Below are 19082 nucleotides of genomic sequence, written 5' to 3'. Positions count from 1 at the left end.
CTGGCCTTCCCCTTCACTCACTCCCTTACTAAAGCTATCGTCGGCGAATGACTGAGCCCCCAGCACTCCCCGAATCCATCGCCGCCGACACCTCCTGGCAGTCATTGCCGCCACGCGGCGCATGGCTTGCGGCCCTCGGCGCCGGCTTGGCGACCGCCCTTCCCTTTGCCGCTGCTGGCGGCGTACTCGCGTTCGCATTGCACTATCCACACTGGTTGCTGGCAGCGGTGGCAGGCGCGGCAATCGGTTTGTTGCTGGGCGCATGGATGGGCCGGCGCCGGCACCAGCTCACGTTCTGGCAATTGGACAGCCAGGCGCTGGGCGTTCGCCGCGGCCATATGTGGCAAAGCGAAAGCCGGGTGCCGGTCTCGCGCGTGCAGCATCTGGATCTGCAGCGTGGCCCACTGCAACGCATGGCAGGCCTGGCCACGCTCATCGTGCATACGGCCGGCACGCGCATGAACACCGTCGCCATCTCCGGCTTGGACTACGTCGACGCCGAGCGCCTGCGCGACCAGCTTGCCCAGCAGCTCGATCACGACGACGCACTGTGAGCGGCCCCCTTGTTTCTACCGACAACGAACAGCGGCTGCATCCATGGTCGTGGCTGTTTGTGCTGCAACAACAGGTGCAACAACTGCTGTTGCCGCTGGTGGCATTGCTGTTCTTCGGCAACAGCCGACGGGAAGAAAACCTGTTCTACCAATGGGCGCCGTTGATCGTGGTGGTGGCGCTGGTCGCCACAGCGCTGCTGCAATACCTGACCTACCGCTACCGCATCGGCACTGACCGGCTGATCATCCGCAGCGGCGTCTTCGAGCGCACTCGCCGCGAAATACCCTTCGCGCGCATCCACAACGTGGTCGTTCACCAGAACCTGCTACACCGCATGTTCGGTGTGGCCGAGCTGCGCCTGGAATCAGCAGCGGGCGACAAGCCCGAAGCGCAGATGCGCGTACTCAAGTTGACGCAGGCGCTGGAGCTGGAGCAATTGATCCGCCAGCGCGGCGATGTCACCGAAACCGCGGACGGCACGCCCCCGCCAACCGACGAATTGCTCGTCTTGCGCCTACCCGAACTGGTGCGACTCGGGTTGATCTCCAACCGCGCCATGGTGGTGATTGCCGCTGCCATCGGTGCGCTCTATCAAATGCTGCCGCGCGACATCACCGAAAACTTCATCGAACAGCAGGGCAAGCAGGCGGTCGGCTATGCCAGCCAACTGCATCTGGGCACCACCACGCTGGTCGCCAGCGGTGTCGCATTACTGGTCACCGCCCTGTTCTTGATGTGGTTGATGTCGATCGGCTTGGCGATCATGCAGTACTACGGCTTCCGACTGAGCGAAGCCGACCAACGCTTGACCGTGGAACGCGGCCTGCTCACACGGCTGCGTAGCAGCGTCGCGCGTCGTCGCATCCAGGCATGGACCCTTCGCGAAGGCGCGCTGCATCGCTTGTTCGGCCGTCGCCAGCTGCGCGTGGATATCGCCAGCGGTGGCGGCAACGAGGAAAAACAAGGGCGTGCGCTGAAGGAACTGGCGCCACTGGCAACGCCTGCCACCTGTGATGGACTGCTGCAACATCTGCTGCCACAGCTGCAATGGCCGCCGTCGCAATGGCATGCGGTATCCACACGCGGTTGGTGGCGGCTATGCCTGCCTGCGCTGGTCGTGACCAGCGCATTGGCCACCCTGCTTACTTATGAAACCGGCCCATGGGGCCTGCTGCCATTGCTGTGGTTGCCATGGTCGGCGTTCAAGTCGCACCGGCAAGTCACGCGCATGGCCTACAACATCGATGCACAGCGCGTGGCTGTGCGCGGCGGCTGGTGGAACCGCTGGTGGCGCATTGCCGAGCTGGACAAGCTGCAGGCACTACGCCTTGACCGCTCGCCCCTGGACCGCCGCTTTGGTACCGCCACGCTCACACTGGATACGGCCGGCGCACTTGGCGCGCCAGCGTTGCAACTGCGCTTTCTGGAAGAACAGCGCGCGCGGGAGTTGATGGAACAGCTTGGCCGGGAGATGGCGCGACGCAAGTTGCGCTGGTAAGGGCCACAGGCTTCGTTTTCCCTTCACAGCACGCCGTAAACACGCGACAGAAAAACCAACCGGGCGGCAGAGCGCCCGGTCACTCCGCCATCCTCACGTGCGCGCCGGGCCCCAATAACCAATGCGCTTGCGCAGCTTGATCTTGCGCCACAGGTTCATCGGCTTGGAGCGACGATTGCGCGCACCCTTGGCGACGAAGGCATCAATCGCATCCAGAATGCGATCACTGGATTTGCCATCGCGGTACGGGTGCAGCTGATCCGCAAACTCACGCACTGCGGCCATCAACGCCGGCGGACGCGACAGCGCGGTGCGGATCGCTCCCTCGAACTGGGCAGGGTCATCGATGTCCAGCAACTGCGGGCCCGGACGGCGGTTCTTGAACGTCACCACCGGCTTATAGGTCAGCAAAAATTCGTTGAGTGCCGAGGAAGTGTCCGAACACATCATGTCCACCTGCGGGAACAGATCCAGGATGTTGTCGTCATCGGCAAAACGCAGGTAAGGGCCTTCCAGCGCGCGGTATTTGGCCACCACTTCCGGGTCCATCTTCGGGTGGAAGGTGACGATCCAGCGCCATTCGCCGGTCTGCGACAGACGCTTGATCTCATCATGCAGGACACCGGCCGCACTCCACGACGGCGAGAACGTGGAGTGGTACAGGATCACCGGCGGCGCGCGCACCGGCTCTGGCTGGTCATGCAGTTGACTCATGAACGGGTCGATCTTGGGGAACCCGGTTTCCACCACCGAGAAGTGCCCGAGTTCCTTGGACAATTCGGAGAAGGCCGCCGTATCGCGCGGGCCGGTGGTGCAGTACAGGTCAAAGAAACCCCGCACGTAGATATGACGCGGCTTGCCGGCGTCGAAGCCATGGAAGGTTTCCACCTTCACGCCCGGGAAGAAATGCGGCACCGCGTTGGACGAAGTGATCACCGCATAGGGATTCCATTCGCGCACCTGCTGCACCGTCAGCAGCGTCTCGTCGTCGGCCAGATCTTCCGCACCGGGGCCGTCGAAGAACCATGCTGCCTCATCACCGCGTGCACGGATCGCCGCCTGCACCGGCCGGAGGATGGCCAGCGCATAGCGCTCGGAGCCGTACAGCAGATAGTGGCGTGGCACGGTGAAAACTCCTGAATAACCGGGATATGCGGCCGATTATCGCATCGCCAGCAGGCAGCGTCGCTGCTAGGCTTTGGTCCGGTCACCTGCGCCAGACGGCCCCATGCCCAACCCAGCATCGCCCGCACCCGCCCAACGCCCCCGGCTTTCGGCCTGCATCATTGCCTTCAACGAAGCCGACCGCATTGGCGATTGCCTGGCCTCGTTGGCGTTCTGCGACGAGATCGTGGTGGTGGATTCATTCTCGACCGACGCCACCGTAGCGGTCGCCAAAGCAGCCGGTGCACGCGTCCTGCAACGCGCCTTCGATGGCTTCCGCAGCCAGAAGGCGTTCTGTGTGGAACAGGCCAACCACGACTGGGTGTTGTGCCTGGACGCCGACGAACGTGTGGATGCCACCCTGCGCGCAGCCATCGAAGCCGAACGCGATGCCGGTTTCCCGCGTGCCAAGGGCTACCGTTTCGCCCGCTGCTCGGAGTACTTCGGCCGCTTCTTGCGCCACGGCACTGCCTATCCGGACCGCGTGCTGCGGCTGTTCGACCGCCGCCACGGCGGCTGGCGCGGCGACCGCGAGATTCATGAGGCGGTATCGGTGGATGGCTCGATTGCACTGCTCCAAGGCGACCTGCTGCACCACCCCTACCGCAGCTTCCTGCAGTTGCTGGACAAGAAACAGAAGTACGCACGGATGATGGCCGAGCACGAGTTCAGTCGCGGCAAGCGTGCCAGCCTGGGCAAGCTGATCATTTCCCCCACGTGGCGCTTCTTCCGCAGCTATGTGTTTAAACGCGGTTTTCTGGACGGCTGGCCCGGCCTGATCGAAGCCTTCGTCAGCGCCAACTATGTCCGTCAGAAGACCATCATGCTGTGGCTGTTACAGAACGGGCAGCCGGTGGCGACCCCAGTATTTCCCGGCGAACGCCAGCCCTGAATGCCCGCGTTCGTAGCCACCGAAACCAGCCATTCGAGTCGCTGAATGTCACACACGGGATTTTTACGGTGCGGGCTACCACTTAACGCCTCCATCACCCCGTTCATCCTGCTCTTCAGCCCCCGCACACCCGATTTTCTTCATGATTCGGGCCGTAGGTTAAAATTTCGGCCCACTCCGGCCCGCTGGCAGGAGTCACTTCTTGAGTAATGTCATGCCACTACCAAGCCCCACCGTCTCCCTCATGATTTCCACGTACAACTGGAAAGAGGCACTGGCCTTGGTTCTTCGCAGCGCAGCTCAGCAGAGCCGGCTTCCCGATGAAGTGATCGTCGCAGACGATGGCTCGCGGGAGGATACCGCCGAGCTTCTGCACACCATGGCAGGCAATTTTCCCGTTCCACTCCGGCATGTATGGCAGCCCGATGACGGCTTCCAGCTGGCCCGCTGCCGCAACCGCGGCATTGCCGCTGCGCGGGGCGACTACTTGATCCAGCTGGACGGCGACATGATCATGCACCCGCATTTCGTGGCCGATCACATGCGTCTGGCGCGGCCCGGCGCGTTCCTGCAGGGCACCCGCATCCGCACCACCGATGCAGAGACCGCTCGCCTGCTTTCCGGTGGCGCCCCGGTATTCGGCTTGTCGGTGGATGCCTACTTCCGCAAGGAAGGAGACCGCAGCACCTACCACTTCGGCCGTCGCCACCACACGTTGCGCATTCCATGGCTGGCTGAACTGAAGTCCCGTTCGTCCGGACATCCGATGGGATGCAACGTGAGCTTCTGGCGCAAGGATCTGATGGCCGTCAATGGTTATGACGAGCGCATGGTCGGTTATGGCAGCGAGGATCTGGAACTGGATGAGCGCTTGCGGCAGGCCGGATTGCGCCGTCGCCAGATCAAGTTCGCCGCATTGGCGCTGCATCTTGAGCACCGCAGTTCGGCACCGCCGGATCCCAGTGCGCCGGAACTGCCCAACAACCAGTTGCTCTATGCGAGCCGGGACGCACAGCGGGTGCGCTGCGAACATGGCCTTGATCGCCATGCGGCCGAGTTCACCACGCAGCCCTCAGATTTGCGCTCTGCTCCATGAGCCGTCCTGAACTCGCACTTCAAAACACGCCGAAGCGTCGCACTGACCAAGCCGCAGCCCCCCGCATGACCTTGCCAGTGCCCTTCAGTCCTGCTCCCCTTTACGGGCGCAACCTGCTGTGGGCCGGGCTGCTGCTGCTCATCGCGGGGATGTGCGCGTTGCCCGCCGGCCCCTCCTTCAACCCCGGCCGGCCCTTTCAGCACCTGTTGGCCGTGTCGCTCTACCTGCCCGCACTGGTCATTGGCTTCGCCAAGCCCGTCCGTTGGCTGGAGTTCGCCAGGCGACCGCTGATGCCGCTGCTGCTGGCCCTGTTTGGCTGGGCAGCGTTGAGCTTGGCCTGGAGCAACGCACGGCGGCCTGCGGACGAGTTCCTGCGGTTGTTGACTGTGCTGTTGTTTCTGTTCGCCGTTGTGCAAGGGCTTGGCAACGACCCACGCCGACAGCGCTGGTTGCTGCTCAGTGGCGCCGGCGTACTGACTGCGACTGCCGTGGCAGCGATGATCCAGTTCGCGCTCCAAGCCCCTCATGGCGACAGACTGATCGGCTTCGGGGTGATGGCCAATGCCAACCTGATCGGCGCGGCAATGGGCGCCGGCATCCTCTGGCTATGGCCGTGGAGCTTCCAGACCACGGGCCATCGCCTGCTCAAATGGCTGGCGATGGCATTGATGGCCACCTGCCTGCTGCTCACTTACTCGCGCAGCGCGTGGATTGCGCTGTTCACTGCGGTGTTCGTATTGCTGGCGGTGCGCCGCAGTGAACGTGCCTGGCAGCGTCTGGTGCTGCTGCTTACGGTTGCACTGGGTGTGGCGATTGCGGCTTACCCGGAACTGACCGAACGCGGCCTGTCATTCCGACCGCAGATTTTCGAATACGCCCTCGGGCTGATTGCACAGCATCCGTGGCTGGGCTGGGGGCTGGGAGCCAGCTTCACGATTCCAGTGGAAGCCGGCACCGGCATGTTCCAGGTCCACACCCACAATCTGTTCACCCAGGTTGCAGTGGAGTTGGGACTGCCCGGCCTGTTGCTGTGGCTGGCAGCCTGGCTGGGCCTGGGCTGGCGCGCGTGGCACTTCCGTCAGGAACCGGTGGCCCGCGTCATCCTGGGGCTGTGGCTGTTTGCCTCGGTGATGGTGCAGTTTGATCTGCCCCATCTGATCGATAGCCCCCGCCCGGGCTGGCTGATCCTGTGGCTACCCCTGGCGTTGAATTTGTTGCTGCCCTCAGTGGCAATTAAACGCAGCAGCGCCTCATGAAGATTTCGCTGGTGGTCCTGACCTACAACTGGCCGGACGCACTGGACCGTGTGCTGGAAAGCATTGCCGCGCAACATCGGATGCCGGATGAAGTACTCATTGCCGATGATGGCTCCGGCCCTGCGACCGCCGCCGTGATTTCGCGCTGGCAGCGCGTGCTGCCGGTGCCGGTCAGGCACCTCTGGCAGGAGGACAAGGGTTTCCGTGCCGCGCGATGCCGCAACAAGGCCATTGCCGCAAGCAGCGGCGACTACGTGATCCTGCTTGACGGCGACATGCTCCTGCACCCGGATTTCGTCGGTGACCATGAGCGCTTCGCCGAGCCAGGCTTTTTCCTGCAGGGCGGCCGGCTGAAGGCCAGCACCGCCGAAAGCAAACGGCTGCTATCGGGTGGCCGGCCGGTATTCGCCCCCTGGTCGGATGCTGACTTCCACGAATTCGATGGCACCCGGCGCCTGTATGCCTTCCGCCAACCACTGCTGGCACGGTTGAAAGCCCGTTCGCGCAACGGCGGCAGGGTAATGAGCTGCAACATGAGTTTCTGGCGCCAGGACCTGCTTGAGGTCAACGGCTTTGATGAGCGAATGGAAGGCTACGGCGCCGAAGATCGCGAATTGGCGGCACGCTTGGAGAACTACGGGCTACGTCGTCGCGGACTCAAATGGGCCGCGCTAGCCGTGCATCTGTGGCACAACTCGCGCGCACCTCCTGATGTGGATGACATGACGCTCCCGAACAACCGCTTGTTTCATGCCACCCGTACCCAGAACATCACCCGCTGCGAAAATGGCATCGATGGCCACGTCACATCATCGCAGGCACCACCTCATTCCTGATCGGCACCCAAGGCATCCCACCCCGCATGAAACTGCTCTACACCAACTTCCATAGCGGCAGCGGCGGCGGCCATACCACTTATGTACGCGAGCTGGCACGTGCGCTTGGCAACCGCCACGAGGTGCACGTCGCCGCGCCCCCGGGCAGCCGGCTGCTGTTGGAAGCGGCAGCGCTGCCCGGCATCCATACCTTGGCACAGCCGTTTCCGAATGGATTGCGCAGGCTGCGTGAACGCGCCGCCGCCGTGCGGCAACTGCATGAATACCTGCGTGTGCATCGCTTCGATATCGTGCACGTCAATGGCTCGGCCGATCACCGCATCACCATCGCCGCACTGCGTGGCATCACCCCGCGTCCTCGGCTGGTACTGACCAAGCACAACACCAAGCCGATGCACGGCCTGCAGCATGTCTGGCGCGCACGCTTCCACACCGACAAGGTGATCGCGGTCTGCGATTACGTCTGCCGTCAGGTCCTGGCCACGCCCTATCGCGTCTGCCAGCCGCAGACGGTCTACAACGGCGTGGACACGCACTACTACGCGCCGTTCTCCGATGCCGATGCCCGCGCTCAGCGCAGCCGCTTCACCACTGATGCCGATGCACTGTTGATCGGCAGCAATGCCGGTACCGCTGACTATAAAAGCTGGACCGACATGGCCGGTGCCATGGCGCTGTTGAACGAAGACGAGCGTCGTCGGGTGCATGTCATGGTGGCGGGACATCCGCCGACCGAACACCAGTTGGCCATCGTGCGTGCTGCCGGGCTTGAAGCGCAGTTCCACTTCCCCGGCATGCTGGACGACGTACGCCCGGTAGTGGCCGCGCTGGACGCCGGTTTCGTTATTTCGCACGCCACCGAGGCCATTTCATTCGCTTGCCGCGAAATGATGTCCATGGCCAAACCGGTGATGGTCACCGACTACTCCGGTCTGCCGGAGAATGTCCGCCACGGTCAGGATGGCTGGCTGGTGCCGGTACATGGCCACGCGGAGATGGCAGAAACATTGCGCTGGATGCTGCAGCACCGCGACGCCCTCCCGCAGATGGGGGCCGCCGCGCATGCACATGCCGTCGCTGAATTTGGCATGGAACTGTTTATCGACCGCATCCTGGCGGTCTACGAGCAACTGCTGGCAAACAACCCGCGTCAGAAATCGCGGAGTTGATGCTTCCTCCAACCACCCTCGCCGCACGGCGACGGTGGTTGGCTCAACCTGCGCCTACCTTCACCAGTCGCGCATAGAAGAACCCATCGCCTTCGCGCTCACCGGGCAGGCGCTGGCGACAACCGTCTTCGTCATGCCCCAGCGAATCAGCCAGCGGCTCCAGCCGTGCATCCGGCGTACGAGCAAGGAACTCCGTTATCTGCTGGCGGTTCTCCCGGCGCAGGATCGAACAAGTCGAATACAGCAGCACGCCGTCCGGGCGCAGCACCTGCCATAGCGCGTCGAGCAGACGTGCCTGGATTGCGGCCAGAGCAGTGATGTCTTCTGCCCGGCGGTGCAGCAGCACGTCAGGCTGGCGTCGGATGATGCCCGTGGCCGAGCACGGCGCGTCCAGCAACACCGCGTCGAACGCCACGCCATCCCACCAGGCCGCAACATCGCCTGCATCGGCCGCCTGCACCTGTGCATGACTGCCCACACCGGTACGCGCGAAGGTTTCGCGGATGCGCTGCAGACGACGCGCATCCACATCCAGCGCCACCAGCTGCAACGTCGAATCGCGTTCCAGCAGATGCGCCGCCTTGCCGCCGGGAGCGGCACAGGCGTCCAGCACACGCGCACCCACGGCAGGCGAAAGAGCATCGGCTACCTGCTGGGCGGAAAAGTCTTGCACCGATACCGCGCCCTGCGCGAAATCCGGCAGGCTGGCGACCGGCACTGCGACCGGCAGGCGAATCGCATCGGCCGACGCCGGCTCGGGCAGCGCATCAATGCCAGCCTCCTGCAGCCTTGCCAGATAGGCATCGCGACTATGCTGCTGGCGATTCACCCGCAGCCATAGCGGCGCCGGTTGCAGGCTGCGGGCGAAGATCGCGTCGGCGTGCTCTGGCCAGTCCTGGCGCACCTGCGCCAACAGCCATTTCGGCCAGGCGTCTTCGGCACGCGCTTCGGCAAAACCTTCGCGCTGGGCACGACGCAGCACTGCATTTACCAGGCCAGCCTGTCGCTCACGGCCCAGCGCACGCGCCGCTTCCACCGTGGCCGACAAGGCCGCATGTGCAGGCAGTTGCAGTACATCCAGCTGCGCGAAGCCAGCCATCAACAGGCCACGCAGATCCGCCTCACGCGGGCCCAGCGGCTTTTGCAGCCATTGCCCCAGTGCTTTGTCGTAGGCGGTACGGCGGCGCAACGCCGCAAAGCAGATGGCTTCAAGCAGCGCGCGGTCGCGGCTGTCGTCAAGTTTTGGCAACGCGATGGACAACTCGGCCTTCAGCGAACGGCCGCGCCCCAGCACCGCCGCCAGCACCTTGGCGGCCAGCGCACGGGTCTGCACGCCGGGCGGCTGTGCAGGCCCCTTGTTTCCCCAGGGTCTGGAAGTTGTTGCAGTTCCCATCTGCTCAGCCCTCGACCTTCAGGTCGCGGCGAGCATTCAGATAATCCGCAGCCGTGATCGCTTTGCCGCCCTCACGCTGCACCACGCGCAGGCGCAATGTGCCCTGCCCGCAGGCAATGTCGATGCCGTCACGCGAGGCCGCGATCACCGTGCCCGGCGCTTTGCCACTGTTACCTTCCACAGCGATGGCGCCATGGATGCGCACGCGCTCGCCGACCAGCGTGGCTTCGGCGACCGGCCACGGGTTGAAGGCACGCACCTTGCGCGCCAACGCGGCGGCGTCCTGGTTCCAATCAAGTCGGGCTTCGGCCTTGTCCAATTTGTGTGCGTAGGTGACGCCAGCGTCCGGCTGCGGCCGTGCCATCGGCTTCAGGCCGGCACGTAGTAGGCCCAGTCCGTCGGACAACACCTGCGCGCCCAACTGCGCCAGGCGATCATGCAACTGGCCGCCAGTGTCGGTGTCGCTGATCGGTGTGCTCAGGTGCAGCAGCACCGGGCCGGTATCCAACCCCGCTTCCATCTGCATCAGGCAGACACCGGTCTCTGCATCGCCGGCCTCGATCGCACGCTGGATAGGCGCGGCGCCGCGCCAACGCGGCAGCAGTGAGGCATGCACATTCCAGCAACCATGTGTCGGGGTGGCCAGCACGGCCTTGGGCAGGATCAGGCCGTAGGCCACCACGATCATCAGGTCCGGCTGCAGCTCGCGCAGCTGCTGCTGTGCTTCGGGCGTCTTCAGCGATTCCGGCTGGAACACCGGGATGCCACGGGCAATGGCGTCGAGCTTGACCGGCGACGGCATCAGCCCACGGCCACGGCCGGCCGGGCGATCAGGCTGGGTGTAGACCGCCACCACTTCGTGATGGCGCGCGGCCGCAGCCAGCGAGGCGACGGCAAATTCCGGCGTACCGGCAAAAACGATTTTCATGGCAGTTAACCCGGAAAGGCGGAACAAGGAAGGGAGAATGGCGGCACGCAACGACCTTCACGAGCCCGCTTGGCGGGACGCAGCGGCGCACGCAGCAACGAGGAACAACCCGAAACGGCAATCTGGCCCCCGGCGCGTCAGCCTGCACCGGGGTCAATCAGCCCCCGTTTCCGGCCCCCGGCCCCTGGCTTTCAGGCATCGTGCTTGCGCTGCTTGGCCAGCTTCTTGCGCACCATCTCGCGCTTGAGCGGCGAGAGGTAGTCGATGAACAGCTTGCCGTCGAGGTGATCCATCTCGTGCTGGACACAGGTGGCCAGCAGGCCTTCGGCAGCCAGTTCCTGCGGCTTGCCCTCACGGTCGAGGAAGCGCACCACGATGGCGTCGGCGCGGGTCACATCGGCATAGATGCCAGGCACGGACAGGCAGCCTTCCTGATAGACGCGGCCGCCATCACTGGCGCTGATGATCTGCGGGTTGATGAATACCATGGGCACGTCATGTTCTTCGCTGACGTCGATGACCATGAAACGCTGATGCACGTCCACCTGACTGGCGGCCAGGCCGATGCCGGGCGCCTCGTACATGGTTTCGAACATGTCATCGAGCAGTTGCTGGAAGGCCGGAGTGGTCACTTCGGCAGCCTCGACGAGCGCAGCCTTGGTGCGCAGCCGCGGGTCCGGGAATTCGAGAATGGGCAGGAGGGCCATGGGGAGTACCGGTAAAGGGATGCCGCTTATTTTCGGCAAGACGTCCCAATTCTACCGCTTGCGCTTGCCCGACGGCCCGCTTTCTGGAATATAGTGCGGCAACCTGTTGGGGAATCAGGCGGATCATTAACCATGTTGAAACAATTCCGTACGGTCGCTGCCGTCGCGCTGCTGACCGTCACGACCTATGCCGTCGCCGTGGAAATGAATGGCACTCACCCTGACACCTATGTGGTGCGCAAGGGCGACACGCTATGGGATATCTCGGCCCGTTTTCTGAAGAAGCCGTGGCTTTGGCCGGAGATCTGGCAGGCCAACCCGCAGGTGAAGAATCCACACCTGATCTATCCGGGTGACGTGCTGAGCCTTGCCTACCTGGACCGCGTAACCGCCCAAGCGGGCCCGCGTCAGGAAGCCCCCATCAACACCATCCCGCTGGCGGATGTCGAACCGTTCCTGAAGAACCTGACTGTCGTGGACAGTTTCAAGGAGCTGCCCTACGTCGTCGGCCTGGAAGACAACCGCCTGCGTGCCAGTGCCGGCCATCAGGCCTATGTCATCGGCCTGCAGGACGCACAACCCGGCCAGCGCTACCTGGTGGTGCGCCCGACCGTGCGTTACGGCCAATCCAAGCCCAACAATGACCTGGATGCACGCGGCAACAGCATCCCCGGTGCCGGCAATCTCTGGAAGGACTACGTCGCCAATGATCGCAGTGGCGGGTTCCTCGGCTACGAACTGGCCCAAGTCAACATTGGCACCCTGACCCAGCTGGCTGGCGGCGATACCGAGGCCTCGACCCTGCGCCTGGAAGACAGTGGCCGTGAAGTCCGCGCGGGTGATCGACTGATGCCCTTGCAGGCGCAGGCGTATGACCTGCAGTTCATTCCACATGCACCGGCCGCCCCGGTGGCCGATGGTCAGCTGCGCGTGCTTGCCATCAGCGACACGTTCACCTCCGGCGGCCCGCGCGACGTGATCGCCATTTCCGGCGGTGCCAGCGATGGCATCGACAACGGCACGGTGTTCTCGATCTGGCGCAGCGGCAGCCATGTCAGCGACCGCGTGGCTGGCATGGACAGCTCGCGCGCCGACGATGCTCTGCGCAGAGGGGCTGGCCGTGTCTCGCTGCCGGATGAATATGCCGGGCATGCAATGGTGTTCCGCACGTTCGACAAAGTCAGTTACGCGCTGATCATGGAAGGCACCAAGCCAACCCGCCTGGGCTACGAGCTCAAGCATCCCGACGCGCAGTAAGCTGCGGCCGGGGGAAACTCCGATGATGTGAAACGACGGCGCCCGAGGGCGCCGTCGTTGTTTGCACTGGACCCTGAGCGAATGCCTTCCTCAGCGCCCAGCAACACCACCCCAAGCGCCGGCCACAGCGCCGCCCTGCTCACACTGCTGATCGCTGGCGGACCACTGCTGCCATTGCGTGGTCTGCTCGATCGTTTCGAACACCCCAGCGCTGCCGTCGCCGCTGGCCCCGAAGCTTGGCGCGCCACAGGCTGCACGCCGGACCAATGTCGCGCGCTCGCCCGGCCCGATCCCGCGACGCTGGAAAGCGCGCAGACCTGGCTCGCAGCAACCGACCACCATTTAATTGGCTGGGCCGATCCGGACTACCCCTCACTGCTACGCGACAGCCCAAATTCTCCGCTGGCAATATTCATTGCCGGCAATCCCACCCAGCTTTGGACACCGGCCATCGCCATCGTGGGCAGCCGCGCACCCAGCCCCGGCGGGCGTGACAATGCCCGCGATTTCGCCACCGAACTGGCGCGAAACGGGCTCACCATCGCCAGCGGTCTGGCCGCCGGCATCGACGCTGCCGCGCATCGCGCCGCACTGGCCTGTGGCGGTACTACTTATGCGGTGGTTGGCACCGGGCCGGATGTGATCTATCCCCGCCATCATCGGGAACTGCAGGCCCAGATCGCCGCGCAGGGGGCCGTGGTCAGCGAATATTTGCCCGGTACGCCCCCGCGCAGCGGCCAGTTTCCAGCCCGCAACCGGTTATTGGCGGCACTCACCTTGGGCACGGTGGTGATCGAAGCGGCCGAACGCTCCGGTGCATTGATCACCGCGCGGCTGGCTTCCGAGGCGGGTCGCGAGGTGTTCGCCCTGCCCGGTTCCATTCACAATCCGATGGCACTGGGTTGCCATCGGCTGATCCGTGAAGGCGCCACGCTGGTCGGTCGCCCGGCCGACATCCTGGAAGGCGTGGCCAACCTGGCTGGGGAACTGGCCAGCGCCTTGCAAAGCCGCCTGCAAGCCCCCATCTCCTGTGCGCCGGCCGGTTCCCGCCCGGCGCCCGCCCTACCGGATCCCGACTACCAGCGCTTGTGGAACGCACTGGGCTTCGACCCAACCGGTATGGATTCATTGATCGAGCGCACTGGATTGACGGCCGCCAGCCTGTCCTCCATGCTGCTGGTCATGGAACTTGAAGGAAGAGTGTCGTCCGTACACGGTCGCTACACCCGTAACTAAAGTTTCTTCACCTCCACAGCGCCAATGGCGCAGGCCGAGGGGCAATGAAAGAGAGCATTCTGGACGTCCTGCTGTACTTGTTTGAACATTATTTCAGCGAGGACGCCGATCTCATCCGAGACCGCGACTCGCTACAGAACGGCCTGATCCAGGCCGGTTTTAGTCCCACCGAAATCAGCAAGGCTTTCGACTGGCTCGATGCCTTGGCCGAACATCGCCCAGCCGTGGCCCAAGGCCGGGTAGACGGGCCGGTGCGCGTATTCCATGGTCCCGAGCTGGACAAGCTGGACGTGGAATGCCGCGGCTTCCTGCTGTTCCTGGAGCAGCAACGCATCCTGGACGCCGACCAGCGCGAGCTGGTGCTTGACCGTGCCATGGCACTGGATCAGGACGAGTTGGATCTGGATGACCTGAAATGGGTTGTATTGATGGTGTTGTTCAACCAGCCGGGTGCCGAAGCGGCTTACGCCTGGATGGAAACCCAGATGTTCCTTGACGAACCCGAACCCCTGCACTGAGCCTCACGCCATGCATGGATGCATGAGGAAAGCCCCGTGAGCCAATGGTTCTACGCTGAAAGCAACCGCGAGCGTCGCGGCCCGGTGCCAAGCGAAGACATCGCTGCCCTATTTCGCGCCGGCCAACTTTCAGCCGACACACTCGTCTGGCGCGAAGGCGCGGGCGACTGGCAGCCACTGCGCAATGTTGCCGGTGAGCTGGATCTGCACGAACTGGCGCACTCGCCCTCTGCGGCAGGGCCGGCCGGCATGCCGCCCTTGCCCCCACCGCTGCACCCCCTCCCTAGATCACACGCGGCGATGCCCTCGCGCAAACCGGCTACATCCGGTTGGGTCGTCTTCGCCGCCATTGCTGCGGTGATGGGCGTGGCGCTGTTGACCATTGGCGGCCTGCTTGCGGCCGTGGCGGTCCCCGCGTATCAACAATATGTACTGCGCTCTCGGATTGCCGCCGTGGAAACCCAGCTGGCGCCGCTGAAGGCGGAAGTGGCCGATTTCGTCATGCGCAACGAGCGCTGCCCGAACAATGGCGACGAGGGCTTCGGCAGCCCTGAAAGTTATGCCACTGACGGCATCGCACAGATCTACGTTGGCGACTTCGAGCACGGCCACTGCGGGTTTGAAGCCCAGCTGCATATGCCCACCCAGCAACTGCTTGACGGCAAATCTCTCTGGCTCGACTACGATACGCAGTCCACCACGTGGGAGTGCAGCTCCGATGTGGCGGACAAACATCTGCCTTTGGGCTGCCGCGGCTGAGCCGGGGCGACTTGAACCTCTACGGGGAATGAAATGAGTGAGTGGTACTACGCCGACGCCCAGCGCGAGCGGCACGGGCCGGTTGATGCCGGCGCAATCCGCGAGAAATTCCGTCAGGGCGAGCTGGATCTGACCGCACTGGTGTGGCGCGAAGGCATGTCGCAATGGCAGCCGCTGTCCGCCGTGGCCGAGGAACTGCAACTACTGGTGCAGGAGACAACCGGTATCGACCTGCGCAGTGATTACGCCGCCATCGAGAACGGCACCGCGCCGGAGCCGGCCATCCTGTCAGCGGCAACCGCGCACTCTCCGTATGCAGCACCTGGCAGCATCAGCATCGATTCGAACCATGTGGTGGCTGGTGGTGACATTGTCCATGCCGGCTTCCTGCGGCGCTTTGCCGCCTCGACCATCGACAGCCTGGTCACCGGCGTCATCTCTTACGCGCTGCTGATTCCACTGGCGCTGGTGATGGGCGTGAGCGTGGTGAGCATGGCCGGCTCGGAAATGGCCAACGTTGGCGCAATGTTGATCTTCTACGCGCTCTACTACGCCATCTGCATCCTGGTACCGGCCGTCTATTTCGGCTGGATGCAGTCATCCAGCAACATGGCCAGCCTCGGCAAATTGGCCGTGGGCGCCAAGGTTGTGCGCGTCAATGGTGAGCGCATCAGCTTCTGGCGCGCCTTCCTGCGCTACATCGCCATGGCCGGCCTGGCAGTAGTCACCTGCGGTGTCGCCATGTTGGTATCGGCGATCATGGTCGGCGTCAGCGAGCGCAAGCAGGGCTTGCATGACATGATCTGCGACACCGTCGTGGTCGATAAGTGGGCCTTCACTGAACACCCTGAGTGGCAGGAGCGCGGTTTGGGCACGGTAACCATCGTGGTTCTGTCGCTGTTCGGCCTGATGTTGGCTGCCACCGTGGTGTTGGTGATCGTTGCCCTCAGCATCGGCGCATCCGGTTTCAACCACTGAGATAACGCCGGGCGCGCTTGACAGCGGCGGTCCCGGCGTGATTCCTCTATAGGCACAAGCTGAACGCCCGGGCCCCTGCCCGGGCGTTGATCTATGCACAACGGCCACATCGGCTTCACTATCGTGCCGGTTTACGCCACCCTAGCGCCCCCACCGGGGCGCTTTCCGCCCCCATAAAGTACTGACATGCCCAAGCACCTGCTCATCGTCGAATCGCCCGCCAAGGCCAAGACGATCAACAAATACCTCGGCAAGGACTTCACGGTTCTGGCCTCGTATGGGCACGTGCGTGACCTGGTCCCCAAAGAGGGCGCGGTCGATCCGGACAACGGTTTCGCCATGCGCTACGACCTGATCGAGAAGAACGAAAAGCACGTTGAAGCCATCCTCAAAGCCGCAAAGGGCGCCGACGACATCTTTCTGGCGACCGATCCGGATCGCGAGGGAGAAGCCATCAGCTGGCATATCGCCGAGATCCTGAAAGAGCGTGGGCTGGCCGAAGGCAAGCCGATGCAGCGCGTGGTGTTCACTGAAATCACCCCGCGTGCGATCAAGGAAGCCATGACCCAGCCGCGCGCCATTGCCGCCGACCTGGTCGATGCGCAGCAGGCACGTCGTGCGCTGGACTATCTGGTCGGCTTCAATCTGTCGCCGGTGTTGTGGCGCAAGGTGCAGCGCGGCCTGTCCGCCGGCCGCGTTCAGAGCCCGGCGCTGCGCATGATCGTCGAGCGCGAGGAAGAGATTGAAGCCTTCATCTCCCGCGAGTACTGGAGCATCGAGGCCGAGTGCGCGCATCCGTCGCAGCACTTCAATGCCCGCCTGATCAAGCTGGACGGGCAGAAGTTCGAACAGTTCACCGTGACCGACGGCGACACCGCCGAGGCCGCGCGCATGCGTATCCAGCAGACTGCGCAAGGTGCGTTGCACGTCACCGATGTGGTCAGCAAGGAGCGCAAGCGCCGCCCGGCTGCGCCGTTCACCACGTCCACGCTGCAGCAGGAAGCCTCGCGCAAGCTCGGTTTCACCACCCGCAAGACCATGCAGGTGGCGCAGAAGCTGTACGAAGGCGTGGCCATCGGCGACGAAGGCACCGTGGGTTTGATCTCGTATATGCGTACCGACTCGGTGACGCTGTCGCAGGACGCACTGGCCGAGATCCGTGACGTGATCGCCCGCGATTACGGCACCAGCTCGCTGCCGGACAAGCCCAACACGTACACCACCAAATCCAAGAACGCGCAGGAAGCCCACGAAGCGGTACGTCCGACGTCGGCACTGCGCACCCCGGCCCAGGTGGGCAAATACCTCACCGACGATGAGCGCAAGTTGTACGAGTTGATCTGGAAGCGCGCCGTCGCCTGCCAGATGATCCCGGCCACGTTGAACACCGTCAGCGTCGACTTGTCTGCCGGCAGCGAACATGTGTTCCGCGCCAGCGGCACCACCGTTGTCGTGCCCGGCTTCCTGGCCGTGTACGAGGAAGGCAAGGACAGCAAAAACGCCGAGGACGAAGACGAAGGCCGCAAGTTGCCGGCGATGAAGCCCGGCGACCGCATTCCGCTGGACCGCATCCACGCCGAGCAGCATTTCACCCAGCCGCCGCCGCGCTTCACCGAAGCGGCGCTGGTGAAGGCGCTGGAGGAATACGGCATCGGCCGGCCGTCCACGTACGCCTCGATCATCCAGACCCTGCTGTTCCGCAAGTACACCGAGATGGAAGGCCGCAGCTTCAAGCCGACCGACGTGGGCCGCGCGGTGAGTAAATTCCTGTCCAGCCACTTCACCCAGTACGTCGATTACGACTTCACCGCCAAGCTCGAAGATGAGCTGGATGCGGTGTCGCGTGGCGAAGAAGATTGGATACCGCTGATGGAGCGGTTCTGGGGCCCGTTCAAGGAACTGGTCGACAACAAGAGCGAATCGCTGGACCGCAACGATGCCGGCAGCGCGCGCGTGCTGGGCCCGGACCCGGTCAGCGGCAAGGATGTCACCGCACGCATCGGCCGCTTCGGCCCGATGGTGCAGATCGGCACCGTTGAAGACGAAGACAAGCCCAAGTTCGCCTCGTTGCAGCCGGGCCAGAGCATCTTCTCGATTTCGCTGGACGACGCGCTGAAGCTGTTCGACATGCCGCGCAAACTTGGCGCCGACGCCAATGGCGAGGAAGTCACCGTGGGCATCGGCCGCTTTGGTCCGTTCGCCAAGCGCGGCAGCACCTACGCCTCGCTGACCAAAGAAGACGACCCGTACAAGATCGACCTGGCCCGCGCCGTGTTCCTGATCGAAGAGAAGGAAGAAATCGCGCGCAACCGCATCATCAAGGAGTTCGAGGGTTCGGATATCCAGGTGCTCAACGGTCGCTTCGGGCCGTACATCAGTGACGGCAAGCTCAACGGCAAGATTCCCAAGGACCGCGAGCCGGCCTCGCTGACCCTGGCCGAAGTGCAGCAGCTGATGGCCGATACCGGCAAGCCGGTGCGCAAGGGCTTCGGCAAGAAGACCGCCGCCAAAAAGACCGCTGTGAAGAAGGAAGCCGCGCCGAAGAAGGCCGCTGCCAAGAAGGCACCGGCAAAGAAAGCCGCCACCAAGAAGACGGCGACCAAGAAGGCTGCAGCGAAGAAAGCCACCAAGAAAACCGCCGTCAAGAAAGCGGTGAAGCGCACGGCGGCCGACGACGCACCACCGTTCTGAGCCCGGTTACCGCCTGCCACGCCGGCAGGAGGATAATCACCGCTCCCGCATCAGGCCGCCTCCGGGCGGCCTGATGCTTTGCAGCCCACGCATTCCCATTGCGGGGCCTGGGTGCGGCTCCCCGGCAGGGGCCCGCACCGCTGTGTGGA

The 19082-nt window shown here is 63.9% G+C and carries 17 protein-coding genes; 13 read left to right on the top strand and 4 right to left on the bottom strand.

Annotation, left to right across the window (positions count from 1 at the left end; genetic code table 11):
- The first annotated feature begins 47 nt into the window (after window positions 1-47).
- On the top strand, window positions 48-554 hold the full coding sequence (locus PAN08_RS02105; protein ID WP_269789903.1) for a PH domain-containing protein: 507 nt from the start codon (window positions 48-50) through the stop codon (window positions 552-554).
- Window positions 551-2053: a PH domain-containing protein gene (locus PAN08_RS02100; RefSeq protein WP_269789902.1), complete on the top strand. Its 1503-nt coding sequence runs from the start codon at window positions 551-553 to the stop codon at window positions 2051-2053. The genes PAN08_RS02105 and PAN08_RS02100 overlap by 4 nt, the downstream gene beginning before the upstream one ends.
- A gap of 93 nt (window positions 2054-2146) precedes the next feature.
- Here PAN08_RS02100 and PAN08_RS02095 read toward each other — a convergent pair whose 3' ends face one another.
- Complete coding sequence (locus tag PAN08_RS02095; RefSeq protein WP_269789901.1) at window positions 2147-3178, bottom strand: CDP-glycerol glycerophosphotransferase family protein; 1032 nt, start codon at window positions 3176-3178, stop codon at window positions 2147-2149.
- 103 nt (window positions 3179-3281) lie between these two features.
- On the opposite strand from PAN08_RS02095, the gene PAN08_RS02090 reads away from it, so the two are divergent.
- The 5 genes from PAN08_RS02090 to PAN08_RS02070 all read left to right on the top strand — a co-directional run bounded on the left by PAN08_RS02090 (window position 3282) and on the right by PAN08_RS02070 (window position 8466).
- The gene (locus PAN08_RS02090) at window positions 3282-4109 is read left to right on the top strand and encodes a glycosyltransferase family 2 protein (RefSeq protein ID WP_269789900.1); all 828 of its coding nucleotides are present in this window, start codon (window positions 3282-3284) and stop codon (window positions 4107-4109) included.
- Window positions 4110-4323: 214 nt separating this feature from the next.
- Window positions 4324-5205 (top strand): glycosyltransferase family 2 protein, encoded by an 882-nt coding sequence (locus PAN08_RS02085; protein ID WP_269789899.1) that lies wholly within the window; start codon window positions 4324-4326, stop codon window positions 5203-5205.
- 65 nt (window positions 5206-5270) lie between these two features.
- Window positions 5271-6461 (top strand): O-antigen ligase family protein, encoded by a 1191-nt coding sequence (locus PAN08_RS02080; protein ID WP_269789898.1) that lies wholly within the window; start codon window positions 5271-5273, stop codon window positions 6459-6461.
- Window positions 6458-7297: a glycosyltransferase family 2 protein gene (locus PAN08_RS02075; RefSeq protein WP_269789897.1), complete on the top strand. Its 840-nt coding sequence runs from the start codon at window positions 6458-6460 to the stop codon at window positions 7295-7297. The genes PAN08_RS02080 and PAN08_RS02075 overlap by 4 nt, the downstream gene beginning before the upstream one ends.
- A gap of 26 nt (window positions 7298-7323) precedes the next feature.
- A complete protein-coding gene (locus PAN08_RS02070; RefSeq protein WP_269789896.1) occupies window positions 7324-8466 on the top strand; it encodes a glycosyltransferase family 4 protein in 1143 nt (380 codons plus the stop codon).
- Window positions 8467-8509: 43 nt separating this feature from the next.
- Here PAN08_RS02070 and rsmB read toward each other — a convergent pair whose 3' ends face one another.
- From rsmB to def, 3 genes are all read right to left on the bottom strand, one after another.
- Complete coding sequence (gene rsmB, locus PAN08_RS02065; RefSeq protein ID WP_269789895.1) at window positions 8510-9859, bottom strand: 16S rRNA (cytosine(967)-C(5))-methyltransferase RsmB; 1350 nt, start codon at window positions 9857-9859, stop codon at window positions 8510-8512.
- Window positions 9860-9863: 4 nt separating this feature from the next.
- Complete coding sequence (fmt, locus tag PAN08_RS02060; protein WP_269789894.1) at window positions 9864-10787, bottom strand: methionyl-tRNA formyltransferase; 924 nt, start codon at window positions 10785-10787, stop codon at window positions 9864-9866.
- A gap of 191 nt (window positions 10788-10978) precedes the next feature.
- A complete protein-coding gene (gene def / locus PAN08_RS02055; protein ID WP_269789893.1) occupies window positions 10979-11494 on the bottom strand; it encodes a peptide deformylase in 516 nt (171 codons plus the stop codon).
- 132 nt (window positions 11495-11626) lie between these two features.
- Here def and PAN08_RS02050 point away from each other — a divergent pair, with 132 nt between their 5' ends.
- The 6 genes from PAN08_RS02050 (at window position 11627) to PAN08_RS02025 (ending at window position 18933) form a co-directional block, all read left to right on the top strand.
- Window positions 11627-12751 (top strand): LysM peptidoglycan-binding domain-containing protein, encoded by a 1125-nt coding sequence (locus PAN08_RS02050; RefSeq protein ID WP_269789892.1) that lies wholly within the window; start codon window positions 11627-11629, stop codon window positions 12749-12751.
- 81 nt (window positions 12752-12832) lie between these two features.
- Entirely contained in the window at window positions 12833-13987 is a 1155-nt protein-coding gene (gene dprA / locus PAN08_RS02045) for a DNA-processing protein DprA (protein WP_269789891.1), read from the top strand.
- A gap of 44 nt (window positions 13988-14031) precedes the next feature.
- On the top strand, window positions 14032-14505 hold the full coding sequence (locus tag PAN08_RS02040; protein WP_269789890.1) for a DUF494 family protein: 474 nt from the start codon (window positions 14032-14034) through the stop codon (window positions 14503-14505).
- A 36-nt stretch (window positions 14506-14541) separates the two neighbouring features.
- A complete protein-coding gene (locus tag PAN08_RS02035; RefSeq protein ID WP_269789889.1) occupies window positions 14542-15264 on the top strand; it encodes a GYF domain-containing protein in 723 nt (240 codons plus the stop codon).
- A 33-nt stretch (window positions 15265-15297) separates the two neighbouring features.
- Window positions 15298-16242 carry an RDD family protein gene (locus tag PAN08_RS02030; RefSeq protein ID WP_269789888.1) on the top strand — a complete coding sequence of 315 codons (945 nt, stop codon included), beginning with the start codon at window positions 15298-15300 and terminating at the stop codon, window positions 16240-16242.
- 186 nt (window positions 16243-16428) lie between these two features.
- Window positions 16429-18933 carry a DNA topoisomerase I gene (locus PAN08_RS02025; protein ID WP_269789887.1) on the top strand — a complete coding sequence of 835 codons (2505 nt, stop codon included), beginning with the start codon at window positions 16429-16431 and terminating at the stop codon, window positions 18931-18933.
- Window positions 18934-19082: the final 149 nt, after the last annotated feature.

The sequence above is a fragment of the Stenotrophomonas sp. Iso1 genome (genome assembly GCF_027497995.1).
In the GTDB taxonomy this organism is placed as follows: Bacteria; Pseudomonadota; Gammaproteobacteria; order Xanthomonadales; family Xanthomonadaceae; genus Stenotrophomonas.
The sequence above is the reverse complement of the archived record's forward strand: the minus strand, read 5'-3'. Positions and strand labels throughout refer to the sequence as shown.

What these genes read in the sequence shown, in the direction of transcription:
- PAN08_RS02075 (WP_269789897.1), top strand. Translation starts at nt 6,458, where the DNA reads ATGAAGATTTCGCTGGTGGTCCTGACCTACAACTGGCCGGACGCACTG.
- PAN08_RS02105 (WP_269789903.1), top strand. Translation starts at nt 48, where the DNA reads ATGACTGAGCCCCCAGCACTCCCCGAATCCATCGCCGCCGACACCTCC.
- PAN08_RS02050 (WP_269789892.1), top strand. Translation starts at nt 11,627, where the DNA reads ATGTTGAAACAATTCCGTACGGTCGCTGCCGTCGCGCTGCTGACCGTC.
- PAN08_RS02085 (WP_269789899.1), top strand. Translation starts at nt 4,324, where the DNA reads ATGCCACTACCAAGCCCCACCGTCTCCCTCATGATTTCCACGTACAAC.
- PAN08_RS02030 (WP_269789888.1), top strand. Translation starts at nt 15,298, where the DNA reads ATGAGTGAGTGGTACTACGCCGACGCCCAGCGCGAGCGGCACGGGCCG.
- PAN08_RS02090 (WP_269789900.1), top strand. Translation starts at nt 3,282, where the DNA reads ATGCCCAACCCAGCATCGCCCGCACCCGCCCAACGCCCCCGGCTTTCG.
- PAN08_RS02040 (WP_269789890.1), top strand. Translation starts at nt 14,032, where the DNA reads ATGAAAGAGAGCATTCTGGACGTCCTGCTGTACTTGTTTGAACATTAT.
- def (WP_269789893.1), bottom strand. Translation starts at nt 11,494, where the DNA reads ATGGCCCTCCTGCCCATTCTCGAATTCCCGGACCCGCGGCTGCGCACC.
- PAN08_RS02025 (WP_269789887.1), top strand. Translation starts at nt 16,429, where the DNA reads ATGCCCAAGCACCTGCTCATCGTCGAATCGCCCGCCAAGGCCAAGACG.
- PAN08_RS02080 (WP_269789898.1), top strand. Translation starts at nt 5,271, where the DNA reads ATGACCTTGCCAGTGCCCTTCAGTCCTGCTCCCCTTTACGGGCGCAAC.
- PAN08_RS02070 (WP_269789896.1), top strand. Translation starts at nt 7,324, where the DNA reads ATGAAACTGCTCTACACCAACTTCCATAGCGGCAGCGGCGGCGGCCAT.
- dprA (WP_269789891.1), top strand. Translation starts at nt 12,833, where the DNA reads ATGCCTTCCTCAGCGCCCAGCAACACCACCCCAAGCGCCGGCCACAGC.
- rsmB (WP_269789895.1), bottom strand. Translation starts at nt 9,859, where the DNA reads ATGGGAACTGCAACAACTTCCAGACCCTGGGGAAACAAGGGGCCTGCA.
- fmt (WP_269789894.1), bottom strand. Translation starts at nt 10,787, where the DNA reads ATGAAAATCGTTTTTGCCGGTACGCCGGAATTTGCCGTCGCCTCGCTG.